At 43.4% G+C, this 17,623-nt stretch carries 18 protein-coding genes; 6 read left to right on the top strand and 12 right to left on the bottom strand.

The window, feature by feature from the left end; all coding sequences use genetic code 11:
* Window positions 1-98: 98 nt before the first annotated feature.
* Genes B5F91_RS09625 through B5F91_RS09610 form a run of 4 tightly spaced genes read right to left on the bottom strand, consistent with a single transcriptional unit; the run spans window position 99 to window position 4,092 of the window.
* On the bottom strand, window positions 99-1,073 hold the full coding sequence (locus B5F91_RS09625; RefSeq protein ID WP_087428877.1) for a glycosyltransferase family 2 protein: 975 nt from the start codon (window positions 1,071-1,073) through the stop codon (window positions 99-101).
* A gap of 4 nt (window positions 1,074-1,077) precedes the next feature.
* On the bottom strand, window positions 1,078-1,455 hold the full coding sequence (locus B5F91_RS09620; RefSeq protein WP_087428876.1) for a GtrA family protein: 378 nt from the start codon (window positions 1,453-1,455) through the stop codon (window positions 1,078-1,080).
* The gene (locus B5F91_RS09615) at window positions 1,452-3,164 is read right to left on the bottom strand and encodes a glycosyltransferase family 39 protein (protein WP_087428875.1); all 1,713 of its coding nucleotides are present in this window, start codon (window positions 3,162-3,164) and stop codon (window positions 1,452-1,454) included. The genes B5F91_RS09620 and B5F91_RS09615 overlap by 4 nt, the downstream gene beginning before the upstream one ends.
* Before the next feature lie 19 nt (window positions 3,165-3,183).
* The gene (locus B5F91_RS09610; protein ID WP_087428874.1) at window positions 3,184-4,092 is read right to left on the bottom strand and encodes a lysophospholipid acyltransferase family protein; all 909 of its coding nucleotides are present in this window, start codon (window positions 4,090-4,092) and stop codon (window positions 3,184-3,186) included.
* Between the two features lie 183 nt (window positions 4,093-4,275).
* Here B5F91_RS09610 and B5F91_RS09605 point away from each other — a divergent pair, with 183 nt between their 5' ends.
* The 5 genes from B5F91_RS09605 (at window position 4,276) to B5F91_RS09585 (ending at window position 10,514) form a co-directional block, all read left to right on the top strand.
* Window positions 4,276-4,545: a hypothetical protein gene (locus tag B5F91_RS09605; protein ID WP_144025099.1), complete on the top strand. Its 270-nt coding sequence runs from the start codon at window positions 4,276-4,278 to the stop codon at window positions 4,543-4,545.
* Window positions 4,546-4,708: 163 nt separating this feature from the next.
* Window positions 4,709-6,541, top strand: a complete 1,833-nt coding sequence (locus B5F91_RS09600) for an ABC transporter ATP-binding protein (protein WP_087428872.1) — start codon at window positions 4,709-4,711, stop codon at window positions 6,539-6,541.
* Window positions 6,542-6,673: 132 nt separating this feature from the next.
* Window positions 6,674-7,948: a glycosyltransferase gene (locus B5F91_RS09595; RefSeq protein ID WP_087428871.1), complete on the top strand. Its 1,275-nt coding sequence runs from the start codon at window positions 6,674-6,676 to the stop codon at window positions 7,946-7,948.
* 82 nt (window positions 7,949-8,030) lie between these two features.
* The gene (locus B5F91_RS09590; protein WP_087428870.1) at window positions 8,031-9,026 is read left to right on the top strand and encodes a glycosyltransferase family 2 protein; all 996 of its coding nucleotides are present in this window, start codon (window positions 8,031-8,033) and stop codon (window positions 9,024-9,026) included.
* Window positions 9,027-9,281: 255 nt separating this feature from the next.
* The gene (locus B5F91_RS09585) at window positions 9,282-10,514 is read left to right on the top strand and encodes a glycosyltransferase (protein ID WP_087428869.1); all 1,233 of its coding nucleotides are present in this window, start codon (window positions 9,282-9,284) and stop codon (window positions 10,512-10,514) included.
* Between the two features lie 3 nt (window positions 10,515-10,517).
* On the opposite strand, the gene B5F91_RS09580 is transcribed toward B5F91_RS09585, so the two are convergent.
* The 8 genes from B5F91_RS09580 to purN all read right to left on the bottom strand — a co-directional run bounded on the left by B5F91_RS09580 (window position 10,518) and on the right by purN (window position 17,233).
* Window positions 10,518-11,435 (bottom strand): glycosyltransferase family 8 protein, encoded by a 918-nt coding sequence (locus tag B5F91_RS09580; protein WP_087428903.1) that lies wholly within the window; start codon window positions 11,433-11,435, stop codon window positions 10,518-10,520.
* Between the two features lie 6 nt (window positions 11,436-11,441).
* The gene (locus B5F91_RS09575) at window positions 11,442-12,314 is read right to left on the bottom strand and encodes a beta-1,6-N-acetylglucosaminyltransferase (protein ID WP_087428868.1); all 873 of its coding nucleotides are present in this window, start codon (window positions 12,312-12,314) and stop codon (window positions 11,442-11,444) included.
* Entirely contained in the window at window positions 12,311-13,216 is a 906-nt protein-coding gene (locus tag B5F91_RS09570) for a glycosyltransferase family 2 protein (protein ID WP_204244677.1), read from the bottom strand. Before B5F91_RS09570 ends, B5F91_RS09575 begins: the two co-directional genes overlap by 4 nt.
* 11 nt (window positions 13,217-13,227) lie before the next feature.
* Window positions 13,228-14,070 (bottom strand): alpha-1,2-fucosyltransferase, encoded by an 843-nt coding sequence (locus B5F91_RS09565; RefSeq protein ID WP_087428867.1) that lies wholly within the window; start codon window positions 14,068-14,070, stop codon window positions 13,228-13,230.
* 11 nt (window positions 14,071-14,081) lie between these two features.
* Window positions 14,082-14,981 carry a glycosyltransferase family 2 protein gene (locus B5F91_RS09560; protein ID WP_087428866.1) on the bottom strand — a complete coding sequence of 300 codons (900 nt, stop codon included), beginning with the start codon at window positions 14,979-14,981 and terminating at the stop codon, window positions 14,082-14,084.
* Window positions 14,978-15,748, bottom strand: a complete 771-nt coding sequence (locus tag B5F91_RS09555; protein WP_087428865.1) for a lipopolysaccharide kinase InaA family protein — start codon at window positions 15,746-15,748, stop codon at window positions 14,978-14,980. Before B5F91_RS09555 ends, B5F91_RS09560 begins: the two co-directional genes overlap by 4 nt.
* Window positions 15,749-15,836: 88 nt before the next feature.
* Window positions 15,837-16,553: a family 2 glycosyl transferase gene (locus B5F91_RS09550; protein ID WP_087428864.1), complete on the bottom strand. Its 717-nt coding sequence runs from the start codon at window positions 16,551-16,553 to the stop codon at window positions 15,837-15,839.
* A gap of 110 nt (window positions 16,554-16,663) precedes the next feature.
* Window positions 16,664-17,233 carry a phosphoribosylglycinamide formyltransferase gene (purN, locus tag B5F91_RS09545; protein WP_087428901.1) on the bottom strand — a complete coding sequence of 190 codons (570 nt, stop codon included), beginning with the start codon at window positions 17,231-17,233 and terminating at the stop codon, window positions 16,664-16,666.
* A 153-nt stretch (window positions 17,234-17,386) separates the two neighbouring features.
* On the opposite strand from purN, the gene B5F91_RS09540 reads away from it, so the two are divergent.
* Window positions 17,387-17,623, top strand: a complete 237-nt coding sequence (locus tag B5F91_RS09540; protein ID WP_007567505.1) for an acyl carrier protein — start codon at window positions 17,387-17,389, stop codon at window positions 17,621-17,623.

The following is a 17,623-nucleotide window of genomic DNA, read 5'->3' as shown; positions in this document are numbered from 1 at the left end:
TAACAAATTACAAATTTATTATTAGAGCCTGAAAATGACCGGAAGTTTAATCTTAACAATTACATTTTCACTACATTAACAATTCCTTTTAAGAAAAGTCATCCGCAAACATCTGCATCCTTCCGCATTCCAGCAGATTCCAGTGTGGTTTGCTCCACGAAATAGCGCGGACGTTGCTTCACTTCCTTATATATCTTCCCCACATATTCGCCAATAATGCCACATGCCAACAATATTGCCCCTCCGATAAACCAGACCGATACCAGCAAAGAAGTCCACCCGGGAATCGTATTTCCCTCGGCATACGAACACAAGCCGTAAACAATTGCAAACATGGCGATTAGCATAAAGAATAAGCCTAAATAAGTGATGTAACGCAACGGACGGACGGAAAACGAGGTAATGCCATCCAGCGCAAAGCTAATCATCTTCTTTAACGGATATTTCGACTCTCCGGCAAAACGCTCCTTACGGTCATAATAAACCATTGCCGTCGGATAACCCAAAGAAGAAACCATACCGCGAAGGAATAAGTTGCGTTCGGGATAGGAAACCAATGCCTGAAGCGTGCGGCGGCTCATCAAGCGGAAATCGGCATGGTTATAAACAATATCACCTCCCAATCCTCGCATCAGCCGATAAAATCCTTGAGCCGTAGTACGTTTGAAGAACGTATCTGTCTTCCGTTCCCGACGCACGCCGAATACGATATCAATACCTTTATTATAATAGTCCACCATCGTACCGATAGCCTCTACATCGTCTTGCAGGTCGGCATCTATCGAAACACATGCATCCGCATGAACCGAAGCCCATTCCAATCCTGCCCAAAGCGCATGCTGATGACCTACGTTATGCGCCAGTTTCAAACCTTCTACATACGCATTTTCTTTTGCATATTGCTGAATCAAACTCCAAGTGGCATCTTTGCTTCCGTCGTCTACATAAAGAATCATCCCGTGGCTTATGGCTTTCCTTTCCAACAAGGAATCAAGCACCCGTGAAAGTTGGGCGGTCGTTTCGGGCAATACCGCTTCTTCATTGTAACAAGGAACTACAATTACGAATTTCATAGCATTATCTTTTATGTTTGAATACAAATCTGACTAAGATAAAATTAACCGGTATGGCGATAGCAAATACAGGCAAAGGTGCCCATACTTTCGGAATACCGACATATAAAAAGAGATTCAACAACACGATATGAAGCAAATAGTTGACACCATGTGCAGCTCCCATACCGAACAACTTCTTCCACGAAGGCACCGAAGCAAAAGTGAAATAAGCGGTAGCATAGAAATTGGCGACAAACGAAAGCACATAGCCCACGGTATAAGCCACATTGACATTCATCACCTGCTGCAAAAGATAATAAATGCCGTAATGCAACGCCGTAGCCCCCACTCCTACAATGCCGAAGCGAAGAATCTCACCATATATTTTCTTTTGCTTCATTTCATCTTCCTGAACTGATAAAGCTGCACTACCTTATGGTCATCGCAACTCCGGTGCCTGCTATCATACACCTGCTTGATTTCGTATGCCGGATAAGCCTTGCCAAAGGCTTCCACATCCGATTCACCAACGACCAGATAACCTGCATCGGGCAAGAACACATCAAAAGGCACCACCCGGTCGCCCAAATAAAAGTTTATCGTAAACGGATGTGTGCGGTTCGCCACATATACATCCGTGCGATACGAATACAACCTGCCTTCGGGCACGATTTCCGCTATACGGTCTGCTACGGGCTTGTCTGATTTCACGTTCAATACCGTGGGTTGATAAAACCCGTCCAAGGCAAAAAAGATAGTAAAAATAATCCCTATCACCGAATACGCAAGCGGATTTTCACGTTGAACCGGTTTTATTTTAAAGAATGCATAAACCGCAACCAGAGGCAATAAGACTACAATCCATTTCCAACCCAATGCCGTTTGCTCCAGTGCCCGCATAAAAGCAATGTTTTCCGCTGCATGTTTCCCCGAAAAAATGCTATCGGGTACGATGCCGCACCGTACTGCCACAAATACCAAAAACAACAATACCGACAAACTTGCCATAACCGTACCGAAAAGCGTGACGGCTTTGCGATGCCTGCGAATCAAGTAAATCAGATATTCCGCCAAGAAATAAGCGATGAACGGATAAATAGGAAGCAGATACACACTCCGCTTGCTTTTCGGAATGCAATAGAATACGAAAATAATCACAATGCTGAGCAACGAGAACAGACGTGCGTCATCCATGTTGCGGATATAAGCCTTAAAACGGTTCCACCATGCCATCGGCTTTCCCTCTATCCGCTTGTATTTCAGGAAAAATACAGATATCAGCACCAAAAGCGTATAGGGTACATAGCCCGCAAACACGGTGATGAAATTATAATGCAACGGATTGACATGCGAATCGTAACTCATCTTGCCCAAGAGACGCAACACGTTCTCTTCCAGCACCAACTGGAGAAAACGGTCTCCTCCTTGCTGGTAGGCTGCCCAATACCAACACATCGGAAGCACACACGAAAGCAATACGATGCCGAAGAAAGAGAAGAAAATGCGCCAAAAGTTCAAGCCGCGAATCCACACGAACACCGCCACCACCAAACACGGAAGAAGCACACCTACCGGACCTTTGGTCAAGAACGCCCCGCTCAAGCAAAGCACCCCGACCCACGGAATGCCCCGCAAACGCTTCTCGCCCCACTTATAAAGCTGGTACAAAGCCAATACCATCAATGCCGAAAGCAACATATCCACCCGGCAATTCGTCCCGGCACGATGCACCTCGAAGTTTGTCAACGTAATCAATCCCATCAGGAAAGCCACTTCCGCCCCTCTCCTTTTAGCGTAAAAGCCATATCCAGCCAGTACCATAACCGCCAGTGCCAATGCCGAAGGCATACGCGAAGTATATTCGCTCACCGCTCCCGTCACCGAAGAAATTGCCGCAATCATCCAATGGAACAAAGGCGGTTTGAATGCCAATTCCACCCCATTGTTCACCGGAAGTACCCAATTCCCTTCCTGAAGCATCGAAAGTGCTACAACGGCTTCTCGCGGTTCGCCCCGTGTATTGAACAACGCTTCGCCTATGAACAAAAAAAGCGAGACGATGCATAGTGCTGCCAATATCCAGGCATAACGGTCTTGTTTGCGTATCATATTCTTATCTTTTTAATAATTACCACCATTTCCAGCTTCCTGTTTCCCATTCCTTTTTCGTCCGTTTCCAGCGGTTGTGCGTCCAAAGCCAATAAGCCGGAGCCTCCCTGATTTGTTTCTCCAAATGTTCGGAATACATATCCGTCAGACGGTATTGGGGCAACTCATTGGGATGCAAGGTTATAAGCTCCAGTTCAGCATGATAATACCCGCGCTTCACCCGCTTGATATTCACGTAATAAATGGCTGCATCCATTTTCTTTCCGATGCGTTCCGTCCCCAAAAAGAAGGCGGTTTCCTGATTCAGGAACGTTGTCCAGTGCTCCATAGCCTGCCAGCCCGGCGCCTGGTCGGCAATAAAGCCCACCATGACTTTCTTTTCGCCCTGGCTCAGGCGAAGGATGTGCCGCAAAGTCTCCTTCATCGGGATGTTATCCCCTCCGAATTGCCCGCGGAGCTTGAGAAACAAGCGGTCGAATGCCTTGTTGTATAACGGATGATAGATTTGCCCGCAATGGATTTCCGGAAGCCAGTATTGCATGGAAGCGACATACTCCCAGTTGCAATAATGTCCCAAATAGAGAAAGCAACATTTCTTGTTTTCCCGCTCCAGGTCAGCCTTTACCTTGTCCAGCCCGCCAAAGGTCATCCGGCGCATCATCTCTTTTTTCGACATCGAGAAAAGCTTAATCGTCTCTACCACATAATCACAAAAGAACCGGTAGAATTGCTTCTCGATGTGCAGGATTTCTTTTTCGCTCTTTTCTGGAAACGAATTTACCAGATTTTTATGCACGATGCGGCGCCGGTACTTGACACAATAGAACAAAGGGAAATATAAGAGGTCGGACACTCCGTACAGCACTCTCAACGGAAGCAAGGAGAGCACGTACCACGAAGCGAACACGATATAATAGACAAACTTCATCTCTGCAACAACATTTTTGGTTACAAGGCACAAATGTACAAATATTATTTGAAATACACTCACCTTAAAAAGAATTCCCCGCCCTATTGGTACGGTTCTTTCATTTTCGGCTCTTTCATTTAAAACACTAAATGGATGTCCGCATTTACCAAATACCAGTAGGGGCAGGCTTTGCCTGCCCGAATGCGTCCACGAATAGAGCAGTTGATGTCTTCGGGCGGGCAGACCCCGCCCCTACGGATAAATGGAAGAGCCGTGTTCTCTTGGCTGGATTCCCGTTTCCATATACATGCATTCGCCTATGCAATCAATTCCATTTACCGATGCAACCAATTAAGTTTTATATTCCAGCCCGCGGAATGTACGTTCCAGCCGGCGGAATATACGTTCCAGCCCGTGGAATATACGTTCCAGCCGGCGGAATGTAAAACTTACCTTGGCATACAAGAATAATGACCCGAACCCAAAAGAAAAGAAACGCGTTTCAATCTTTAAATCCTGCCGGAAGTTAAAATGCACAAATTCCGTCCCGTATGTGCATAAATATCAAGAAGAGCTTTAGAAATACCGAAAAAATGCCTTATCTTTGCACCCTCATAAACAAGCAGATTCCTTTATGAAAGAATTTTTCCAGATGATGCGGCGGTTCATCTCGCCCTATAAAAGATATGTTGCCGGTGCGGTGGCGTTGAACATCCTCTCCGCTATCTTCAACGTGTTCTCCTTCTCTTTGCTTATCCCGATACTGAATATCCTGTTCAAGACCGACGGTGCCAATCAGGTATATCACTTCATGGCATGGGGAAGCGGCGATATCAAAGACGTGGCGGTCAATAATTTCTATTACTACGCATCGCGGATGATTGAAATGTTCGGTCCTTCTACCACCCTACTCTGGTTAGGACTATTCCTTGCCGGAATGACCTTGCTGAAGACCGCCTGCTATTTCGGTTCTAGCGCAATCATGATTCCGCTCCGCACGGGAGTGGTGCGCGACATCCGCATCATGGTCTATTCGAAAGTGATGCACCTGCCTCTTAGTTTCCTTTCCGACGAACGGAAAGGCGACATCATCGCCCGTATGAGCGGCGATGTGGGCGAAATCGAAAACTCTATCACCAGTTCGCTCGACATGTTGTTGAAGAATCCTATCCTTATCTTCTTCTATTTCACCACCCTGATTGTCACCAGTTGGCAACTCACGCTCTTCACCCTCATCGTGCTTCCGGCTATGGGCTGGATTATGGGCAGAGTAGGAAGAAAGCTGAAACGCCAATCGCTTGAGGCACAAAGCAAATGGAGCGAAACCATGTCGCAGCTGGAAGAAACGCTGGGCGGAATGCGTATCATCAAAGCCTTTATTGCCGAGGACAAAATGATCAACCGTTTTGTGAAGTGCAGCAATGAGTTCCGCAATGCCACCAACCGTGTTGCGATGCGCCAAAGCCTTGCCCATCCGATGAGCGAATTCTTAGGTACAACCCTCATTGTACTGGTATTGTGGTTCGGCGGTTCGCTTATCCTGAGCGAATCATCACCCATTGATGCACCGACCTTTATTTTCTACATGGTCATCCTGTATAGCATCATCAACCCCTTGAAAGATTTTTCGAAGGCAAGCTACAACATCCCGAAAGGCTTGGCATCCATGGAACGTGTAGACAAGATACTGAAGGCGGAAAACCCGATTAAGGAACGCCCTGATGCCCGACACATCAGCGAAATGAAAGAAGGGCTGGAGTTCCGCCACATCTCGTTCAGCTACGGCACCCATGAAGTGCTCCACGACGTGAGCCTCAGCATCAAGAAAGGCGAAACCATAGCCTTAGTAGGGCAAAGCGGCTCAGGCAAATCGACATTAGTCGACCTTGTGCCCCGTTTCCATGATGTGCAATCGGGTGAAATCCTGATAGACGGACAAAACATCAAAGACTTGGCTGTAAAAGACTTACGAAGCCTGATAGGCAATGTGAACCAGGAAGCCATCCTCTTCAACGACACGTTCTTCAACAACATCACCTTCGGAGTGGATAATGCCACCATGGAAGAAGTGATAGCCGCCGCAAAAGTCGCCAATGCCCACGAATTTATCATGGAAAGCGAAAACGGATACGACACCAATATCGGCGACCGGGGTTGCAAGCTCTCAGGAGGCCAGCGTCAGCGCATCTCCATTGCCCGTGCTATTCTGAAAAACCCTGCTATCCTGATATTGGACGAAGCGACCTCCGCCCTTGATACAGAAAGCGAACGCCTGGTGCAAGAGGCTTTGGAACGCCTCATGAAGACCCGCACCACGATAGCCATTGCCCATCGTCTATCCACTATCAAGAATGCCGACCGCATCTATGTGCTCTACGAAGGCAAAATTGTAGAGTGTGGCAAGCACGAAGAACTGCTCCAAAAGAACGGCTACTACAAACGGTTGAACGATATGCAGGCGTTGTAAGAAGGGAAGCAAATTCAACGGCGGTTATTTCAACGGCGGTTGAATTTGCCCGGAATATGCTCAAAACATTATCATACCATGCAGTAAAACCAAAATCTGTCATTTATTGCATAAAAACAAATTACCAATCAAATGAAGAAAATATTATTCATTATCCCTTACATTCCTTACCCCTTGAATTCGGGTGGCAATCAGGCTTTTTTTAATATGGTAGAATACATCCGGAAAAGAATGTCTGTATCTGTCCTGCTCTATCCCCGTACAACTAAAGAACAGAACCATATTGAAGCACTTAAAAAAATATGGGATAATGTTACTTTCTTTGTATTCCAAGAAAATAAAGAACCTATTCAAAAATCATTTTATTTTTCCCTATTAGAAAAGATAAAAGCCAGCGTCACCCGAAAAATGCGACGTCGGTTAAACAAACTGAAAAAAGACCCTGTACGGGAAAAGGCTGTGCTATTCCAATCGGTTTTCCCTGCATTCCCCAGCCAGTATTTGGACTATGTGGCAAACATATCAAGACAAGGATTCGACATCATCCAAGTAGAGTTTTATGAACTTATCTCATTAGGATATATCCTTCCCCAAGATGTAGAATCCGTTTTCGTGCATCATGAAATAAGATACATACGGAACGAAAATGAAATGAATCTGTTCCATAATCTGACGGAACGTGAAAAAATGATTTTCCAAGTAGCTAAAGATTATGAACGTGCTGCATTGCAACAATATAAGCACATCATAGCATTGACCGATACAGATAAATACATTTTAGAACAGTTTATAGGAGAAAATAAAAGTATCTTTTCGTCTCCAGCCGTAATACAACCGATAAAGGAGCATCCGTTTCAACCCGCAACATCAAACCGGCTAACATTTATCGGAAGCGGGGACCATTATCCTAATAACGATGCAATGCAATGGTTCATTTCCGAAATTATACCTATTTTACACAAAAAAGGATTCCGTTTTACCTTAGACATCATCGGTTCATGGAACAGCTATGATATAAAAGCAGCAGAAGCTTTTGAGGAGATAAGAATGACTGGGTTCATTCCTGATTTAGCCGCTCACATCAGCGGAAGCATCGCCCTCATCCCTATACGTATCGGAAGCGGAATGAGAATGAAGGCACTCGATGCCGTTACCGCACAAGTCCCTATCATTACAACCACCAAAGGAATCGAAGGCATTGATTTACGCAACGAAGAAGAATGCCTGATAGCAGATTCTCCCGAAGCTTTCGCAGATGCAATCATCCGCCTTTCGCAAAACACAGACCTACAAAAAAAGTTATCTGCAAACGCTTCTGAAAGATTAAAAGCACTGTATCAACCCGAACGTATGTTAGAAAAAAGGATGAATGTATATAGACAAATCACGGGCGAATACCTAGCTTAAAGATTAATAAGTGTTAACGACATGCAGTAAAACACATTATTATCCATTTTATCTATAATAAAGCACAAAATGTATTTGTAATATGAATAAAGCCCCATACATCAGCGTCATTGTTCCCAATTACAACTACGCCCGTTACCTCGACCTGCGTATCGCGTCCATATTAAACCAGACTTATACGGATTTTGAACTGATTTTATTGGATGATGCTTCTACCGATAATAGTGTAGAGATATTGGAAAAGTATAAAGACAATCCTCACGTTTCACACATCCTTGTGAACGAAAAGAATAGCGGAAGCCCTTTCCTACAATGGATAAAAGGCATTTCCCTGGCACAAGGCAAATGGATTTGGATAGCGGAAGCGGATGATTTATGCGAACCGACCTTCTTAGAAACATGTATGCATTACATAGAAATGTACAAAAACGTTGCGGTCTGCAATGTAGGAAGCGTCTATATTGATGCAGAAGGCAATACAATAGACGAATGTGTCTATCCATGGCAAAAAGAAACAAACCATCCCGATGCCAAATGCTTTAACGGGAAAAAATTTGCCGAATGTGTATTATATTGGCAAAACGAAACCCGCAACGCCAGCGGCATTGTATTTAACAGGGCGTATGCCTTAAAGCTTCAGAACAAAGAATGGACCAAATTCCGTTATTGTGGAGACTGGCTGTTCTGGACACTCATGGCAATACAAGGGCAAGTCGTTCAGATTTATCAGAATCTGAATTATTTCCGCCAACATACTTCCCAAACAGCTAAAGGACAAAGCAGCGGACAAAGTGCTATCGAAGATTTTAAAGTCATCCTATACATTGAAAAAAATCTTCCTTCTATCAGCTATAGCAAACGCAAGCTAAGACATGGGAAAGAAGCCCGCAAAATAAGGCATATAAAAAACGAACGGGTCAAGAAATTGGTTTCAAAAGAATACCACAAACTATTCCACTCGTCCAAATTGAAAGACTATCTGTATTTCAAATTGCATTGGCATCTGAAATCACTGCCTTATATCTTGACGGAGGAAAAAGACAGGGAGAAAGTAACAAGATACAATTATTCATTATAAGGCAATGGCATATTCAATTTCCTTGCCTTTATCATTAAGTACAACGAGGGTGTATCAAAATATAAAACACTTTCATTTTGATACACCTTCTTAGAAGAACATCATAAACTTGCATTACTTTTATCAATATACTCAGCTAAATGCAAGTATTAATGAGTGACTTTGCTGTTCTATAACAATAAATCAATGAGAAAAGATTTTATCTATCCAAATTTTACTATTTTTGTATCTATATCAATATGAAATCATTCAAGAATGAAAAAAATAGCGTTTGTAGTAGTAAGATATGGCAAAGAGATAAACGGAGGAGCTGAATTGCATTGCCGCATGTTGGCAGAAAGACTTGTACCTTATTATCAAGTAGAAGTCTTAACCACTTGTGTTTGTAATGCACAAAAAGACTATGCAGAAGGCAAAGAAATGATTAACGGTGTGACAGTACGCCGATTTAAAACAGACCCACTCCATATCAAACGCAAATCTCCATTTAGCAATGCAAGGATTATCCGAAACATTCGAATGGGATTATACAAGATTTCATCATTAAAATTCATCGCTTCCCTTATACCTGTATGGACGCTACTCAAAAAAGATGAATTGCGTCTGTTCCGAAAAAATAAATTCTATTCGTCTGCCTTATTTGCATATATCCAATCACATAAAGACGAATACGATGTATTCATCCCGCTGACTATTGACTATCCGGAAACTTACTATACCGCCCTTTATGCTCCGGAAAAGACATTAGTCATACCCACCATGCATGAAAACAAAAACGCTTTCCGTCCGATACTGACCGAAATTTTCATCAAAGTCGCTTACATCGGTTTCAATATGGAAACAGAAATGAAACTGGCTGAACACATTTTCGGTCCGAAAATGTCTCCTCATGGCATCATCAGCGTTGGAATTGATATTGCCCCTATGGCGGATTGGGAGGAGACACGCACGAAATACCAACTACCCGAGGAATATTTATTGTATGTAGGGAGAATCGATGCAGGCAAATTGGACAATATTTTCAAAGATTTTCTTGCTTACAAAAAGAAATATCAGGAATCTAAATTAAAATTAGTATTGGTAGGAAGCAAATATTTCAACGCGATGCAACATCCGGACTTTATCTATACCGGTTTTGTGAGTGATAATGAAAAAACGACTATCATTCAACATGCTAAAATAGTCTTAAATCCTTCCAAATATGAAAGTTTATCGCTTATTCTATTAGAAGCATTAAGTTTAGGTAAAGTAATGATGGTAAACGGAAAATGCAATGTAATGAAAGAGCATGAAGAAAAGAGCGGACACGCCATTACCCTCTTTTACAATAGCAAAGATTTCATTGAACAACTTCATGCCTTGGATTTTAATGACACATTAAGGAAAAATATGGAAGGAAAAGGCATTTCATACGTACAACAAAACTATAATTGGGATTTAATCATGCAACGATTAATCCAGCAAATAGAATATATCTGCAACAAATAATATTTATTTGACAACAGCACTCAAAGTCAACATTTTAGTTTTTTTGCGTATCACGCAATATAACCATTTACGCAGAATATAATGAACATATTCTCTAGTGCTCATAATTTTCCACCCTTCTCGATAGGCAAAACGGATATAGCTATCCTGAAAAGGATGGCTACATCTATGCATCCATGGCTTCTTTGCACCCGTAAAATGAATAATAACAGGATTCTTTAATGCCTCTTGGTATTCATCTTTTCTATGCACAGGTGAAACATAGTTTTTCATCAAAAAGAAATCCATTAAATTCCAACGCATAGAGATCAACTTTTTGTTATTATAAAACAAGGCATTCAACACATCCTGGTCATGAAACAAAAGCCGGGTTCGATTTTCCATAATAAACTTCTTGCCACACTCAGTCAAATGCTTTTCTCTCCAATATTTCAAATTAACCAATAAGACACCTGCATTAACATATCCATATTGTTGGGGATAACCTAATCTCATAGGAGCTTTTTCGACTAATTCTTCTTGATCTTCCACTCCTGCCAATGCCACATCCGATACATCTATGTTCCATAACTCCTTAATAGAATGAATTACCATGATATCACAATCCAAATACAACACTTTATCAACATCATCAGGAAGCAAATCTGACATAAACAAACGCAAATAAGTGGCTACACTTATATACTTATGATTACCTATCGGGAAACCTTTTATCATGTCATCCGACACCTCGTAAAAACAAATTGAATTACCATGTTGAGCACAGAAATTCGTCAACCTATCCTTACTTCTATCACTCAAATTATGGCAAATAATATGTATACGAAAGCGTTCCTCCGGAGTAGATGCAAAAAGACTTGACAAAGTTACTCCACAATATTCTGTATACTTATCATCTATATTACAAACAACATCAATCATAAGCATTCATTTTATTAGGTTTATCACATTCCCATTAATACTTGCAAACTTCCTTGCAAACAAATAAGGAGAAGAAAGCAATTCATCTGTATCTTTCTCTTGCCAGACATACGGATTGCCCCGTTCCCAATCAATGTAACGCATGGAACCGATAAGGGCATTCTCCTTATTGTATATATGTTCCCGAAAAGAGGAATTCCACAATACGGTCTGGATGAAGATTTCATCCGGACATAAAGTATAGCGGAATGTACGAAACACATTTTCTTTTTGAGATAACAAATAAGTACAAAAGGCTTGTGTAATGCTTACCCAATTAAAGCCTTTCTGGAAAACGATATTTCCTTGATTCCGCTTGTAACGGATCACTTTTTGTAATGCCAAAAAGAGATTCCGGGATAAGGCACATACGCTATGCACCAACGCATTGCCTCCCTTGAAATAACGGGTAAAGAGATAATATCGATACACTTTCCGATGCAAGTCGCGCCGATGAGCCGCATCCGTCCAAAAGCCGACGAACTCCTTTCCTTGGTTTTTCTGAAAGAAAGCGTGGATATAGTCTTGCGACTTGATGGGCAAATCCACGCCCGACAATAAATGATAATAGGCATACGGACCTTGAGAAAAAGCACGCTCGAAAAGCATATATTCTACCTGCACCTGCGATATATCCCCCCAATAGACCGCTATCGGATGTTCCAAGAAAACCAATGTACTATGTTCCGCTTTATAATCCTTAATGGATTCGTACACGGAACGAGCACGCCGGTCGATATGTACGAAAATATCGTTCCGCACATCATCCAACATAGCCAAAAGCGTTCGCAACACTTCCGGCTCGTTATGGGCGATAATCAGATAAACATGCTTGTTCATTGCATCTTTTCCTTGAAAAACCTGCAAATCGTATCATCCTCATACACATATCCGTCCGCCTTCAGGCGATCGAACACGTGGGTGCCGATAACACGGTCGTATTCTTCCTCCAATTTCCCTTCTTTATACAGGCGATAGAAATACCGCCAATGGCGGCCTCCGTGCCGTCCTTTATGTTGTTCCAATTGCTTGCCCCCGTTTATCATCTTTTCTAAGAATTGCTGCTTGCCCCGTATATTATAATGGTACACGCGTATATCGGTATTTTCCGAACGCTGAGGGAACATGGTCACTTTATGGTTTCCCATGGAAATCTGCACGTATCCGGCGGCACGGTGAATCACTTTCTTGTTCTGACGCTCGAAAAGGGAATAGAGCGAAAGCCCGTAGCGTTCCAAATCGGGCACGTATTTCACCGCCATATCCCATTGCCAGAAAGGCTTATCTTCTTCGGGATAAAGGCTCCGCATCTCGCAATCCAATACGTTGGCACGGGTATGGCTCAATTCCTCCTTCAGGTTTCCCGAAGGCGCATACCACAACTCATCGGCATCGGCATTGATGATCCAGTCGGCACCGTACCGGGTCTTGGCGATCCAGATCATACGGTCCACCCACGCCTTTTGCTCGTAATCGGTGGCGGTTTCCCGTATCACTTCCTTCACCCAGCCCATTTGGCGGTATTTCTCAATAATCTCTGGCGTGCGGTCGGTAGAGTTGTTATCGGTAATGATAAACCCGTCTACCCCCATCGCTTTATGGAAGCGCAGGTTTTCTTCCAACATCCCTTCTTCGTTTTTCACCAAAAGCGTCATGATAAGACACGGAGAAGAAGTGCGGCGGAAAGTCTTGAAGATTTCCACCAACGCATAACCCAGTTTCTTCATCATATACATACTCATAACCCGCCTCCTTATTTTACAGGTACCCGAATCCATTCTGCAGGAACAATCTCCCGGCTATCCGCATCGCGTGTCCAGCGTTCGGGAGCTATGACAATCTTCTCCTTACGCGGATTCAACCATGCCCCCCACCAACTGAAGGTGCTATTACAAATAACGTGATGCCGGCACCGGCTCATCAACATCATGTCCTGCCAACTGTCCTCGCCCTTGTTCCAATCAATATACACCGCATCGGGCAAATCGAAATTCGCCTTTACCCATTCCAAATCATCCGAAAAGACATAATAATGCAGATGCCCTACACGTTTCTCCATTTCGCGCAACGCATTCCGATAATACGGCAACTGACATACGGAGCCTATGGTGTCCCAAAACTTCGGCTGCACATAATCGCCCCGGCGAACATGCAAGGATACGGCATGTTCATCTTGGTCAATCTGTGCCCGCATACGGATGCTTTGCGCATTGGCTTGGCTCAAATCGAACGTAAAAGCCCGGCGCACCTCTTCCTTGATATCGGCAAAGTATTTCTCGGACTGGTAAAAGCCTTTGAAATAAACCAATGGCCACAAGTAACGTTTCGTATAAGGAAGGAGCGACCCATGCTGCTTCCGCTCTAAAATGGTCTTGAAAAACAAGAACTCGATAATCTTCTTCAGGGTCTGGTTCATGCAGAACTCCACCCGAGGCAAACCGAATACCCGATGCATCTCGTATCCGTAATGCGCATGATAATGCATCATGTCCGTCAAATCAAGACGCACATGAGGAAAACGCTTTTTCATCTGCAAATAGCAGGCATAGATGAACATCTGGTTTCCTAAACCTCCCGTAACCTTTATCAGTCTCATATATGGTATGCTTATTTTATTATTCCTAACCGCTCGCCCACCCCGTCGCGATAAGCTTTCCAGAATTTGGCGATGTCGCTCCATTGGTACGCATCACTAAACGGGCATGTGAACAGGGCTATCAGGATATAGCCTATTACGCCATTGAAGCCACGCAGGTATTTCACCGCCCAATTCTTCCCGTAGCGGTGGTTCAAGTATGCGGAATTACGCACTTGATAGAAGCGTTTCCATTTCTTTTTCTTGTTGCGCTCCGCCCACGTATCTTTCGAAAAAAACTTTTCTTTATCCATCAAGGCATCAGGGATATATAGAATCTTATACCCCGCCTGCACGGTGCGGATGCAATAATCGGTATCATCGCAAAAGATGAAAAGTTCTTTCGTAGGCAGACCGATTTTCTCCACCACTTCCCTACGGATAAAAGGACCTTCGAAAGCCGTACCGCAAATCTCAATGGGCGCATCGACCTGCATTTTCGATAATTTTCCTTTGTAAAGTGAAGCGAAAGGATGAGTAAGGTCAAGCCCTTGGAAATCATTGGTATAGATTTTCCCTTCCATCAGCCGGCGAGGCGCAAGCATCCCTACTTCCTTATCATCGGCATACCGCAACAGGTTTTCCAGGCAATCGGGACGGGGAAATACATCATCGTCCATACACCATATCCAGTCGGCATCCAGTTCGCAAGCCTTTCGGATACCTGTATAAAAGCCACCCGAACCGCCTACATTCGCCTGATTCACTACCGTGAGCGAATCTTGCGAAGCCAACCATTCGGAAGTACCGTCGGTGCTCCCGTTATTGACCACCACAATTGCTGAAAGCGGTTTATTTTGCTTCAGGAAAGAAATGTTGCGCTTTAATAACTCCAAGCGGTTGTATGTAACTACTACGGCTATGATTTTCATGGCTTTACCTTGTAATTCTTCAATGCTTCTATTTCTTTTTCTTCCTTACCCGGCTGGGTGCTCCGAAACGCCACCATTAGCCTGAAACATGCCTCGGCATCGAATCCACGGTCTTTGGCATACGCCTCGGCAATAATCCGATGCATGGCGGGCGTGGCAGGCAAACGTTCCAAATTCTTACATCCGGCTTTCATATCCAGCGGACCGATGCCTAAACGGTTCAGGTCGACTATATCTATCTTGATTCCTTCAGGCGTTTTCTCGAAGAGGATATTGGCACGTCCGTAGTCTTTGTGGGCATATCCGTGCTCATGCAAAAGAGCCGTCACATGCCCTACGGCACGGAGCACTTCGTCCTCGTAATCAAAATGCCGGTGGAAAAGTTCCTCATACCGATGCGAACAGGAAGAAGCTAGAGTCACGTAATAACTCCGGTCGAAAAGCAACCCTTTCCGGATATTCATATATCCCACAGGCTGGGGAGTACCCACTCCTATCGCCTGAAACAAAAGGGCATGGTCGTAAGAGCGTTTTGCCTTCGAGGGGCGGAAAACGCCATAAACAAACCGGTTTATCAGATTCGGGCGGCGGAAAGACTTCACCACATAATCCACACCCTGATAGGTAATCCGTCTCAACTGGTTGCGCCCATTATGGATAACGGTTCCCTCATCCCGTTCAAAACGAAGGGGAAGGCTTATCATAAAATCCTCCAGTCCGGCAAAATCCGGATGAAGTACCAACGTCCGATGGTTGAACAAACTCATACCTTGATTTCTTTAACTAACTTCATACGCCAATCCATATAGCTGAAACCGGAGCCGCACCTATATGAAACGGGCTACGCACTTAACTTCAAATCTTATCCCACCCTTTTGTATATTTCAACCAATAATATTTCAGCGGATTGGTATATTTCAACTTTTTCCAAGGGCGGCTTCCATGAGGGCGGTGGATAACAGGAAGCGAAGTGAAAAGATAATTGGTAAACCCTTCTTTCAGAGCCTGATGCGAAATGGTCACATCAAACCAGTTCTTGCTTGTATCTAACTGATGAAAATCAAACTTCCGCAAGAAATCGGGACAAAGCAAGGAACAACAAAAACTCATCCGCTTTTTCTCGGCAAAGACACCCTCCTGCCTGCCTTTGGCATACAAGTAAGGGAAATTGATTTCCCCCGCTTCATCTACCGTGACCGATGCCGCAATACCGCAATCGGGACGCCCGGAAGCCCCGTCAAACAGTCCTTGCAAAGTATCTGGCTTCACAACAACATCCGATTCTACAATCAACAAACCGGCATCTGCCTTAATAGCCCGTTCTTGAGCCATCTGCAACACCAACAGATAATTGGGTGAAGGATGAGAAGTAAGGTCTTCCAGATTCACCAGTTCGAACCCGTATGTTTCTGCCGCCTTCTTCAGGCGAAGCGTATTCTCTGGAGTACTGAAATCATTATATATAGTATAGGTGAAAGGAACATCCGTTTTCGAATTCATAATCGCCTGTACCGTTTCAAGCGTCGAATCAATAGAGTCTTTCACGGGGGTTATTACATGCAAACATTTCATAAGTTTGAAGTTGTCTTTTTATCAATTAACTTTAAGGGTTTCTTAAATTGCTCATAATGCAAAAATAATGCATTTGTATCACATAGAAAAATCTTTCGTATTAAACATTTCTATTTCAAGCATAAAACCAATTTTTCTATAACCTCCGGATAATATTGATACTCCAACTGATGCACACGTTCAGCCAAAGTTTCGGGCGTATCATCAGGCAATACCGGGCATCGGGCTTGGAAGATGTAATCCCCTTCGTCATACTTTTCATTAATATATTGAATAGTAATGCCGCTTTCCTCCTCGCCTGCTTTTAAAACCGCTTCATGTACATGAATGCCATACATGCCTTTCCCTCCGAACTTCGGGAGCAAAGACGGATGTATATTTACCATGCGTTTCGGATAAGCATGTAAAATAGCATCAGGAATGCGCAACAAAAAACCAGCCAATACAACAAAATCTGTCTTGTATTCCTGCAAAACCTGCAAAGCCTCTCCCGATGCAAACCCGGCAGAAGTAACTACCCTGCAAGGGACATGCAAATGTTCAACCCGCTTAATCACTCCCGCGGAAGCACGAGATGCAATAACCACCGCTACATTAACTTCTTCTTTCTCTTCAAAATAACGGATAATCCGTTCGGCATTCGTACCTTCACCCGATGCCAAAATTGCGATATTTTTCATATTTTTGTCCTTTTTCGTGCACACAATATATAAAAATGTGCAAAGAAACAACATTTATTTGCCCGAATATTTGTATAGAACGAGAAATATTTATTCCTTTGCACCGAAATTTAAACAAAATTATTCTATTTATAAACTTAAAACAACAAAATTATGTCTGAAATCGCATCAAAAGTACAGAAAATTATCGTTGATAAATTGGGTGTAGAAGAATCAGAAGTTACTCCGGCTGCTAGCTTCACTAACGATTTGGGTGCAGACTCTTTGGATACTGTAGAACTGATCATGGAATTCGAAAAAGAATTCGGTATTTCTATTCCTGACGACCAGGCAGAAAAAATCCAGACTGTAGGCGACGCTATCTCTTACATCGAGGCTAACGCAAAATAA

This window comes from Bacteroides sp. An322, from assembly GCF_002161765.1.
Taxonomy (GTDB): Bacteria; Bacteroidota; Bacteroidia; order Bacteroidales; family Bacteroidaceae; genus Phocaeicola; species Phocaeicola merdavium.
The sequence above is the reverse complement of the archived record's forward strand: the minus strand, read 5'-3'. Positions and strand labels throughout refer to the sequence as shown.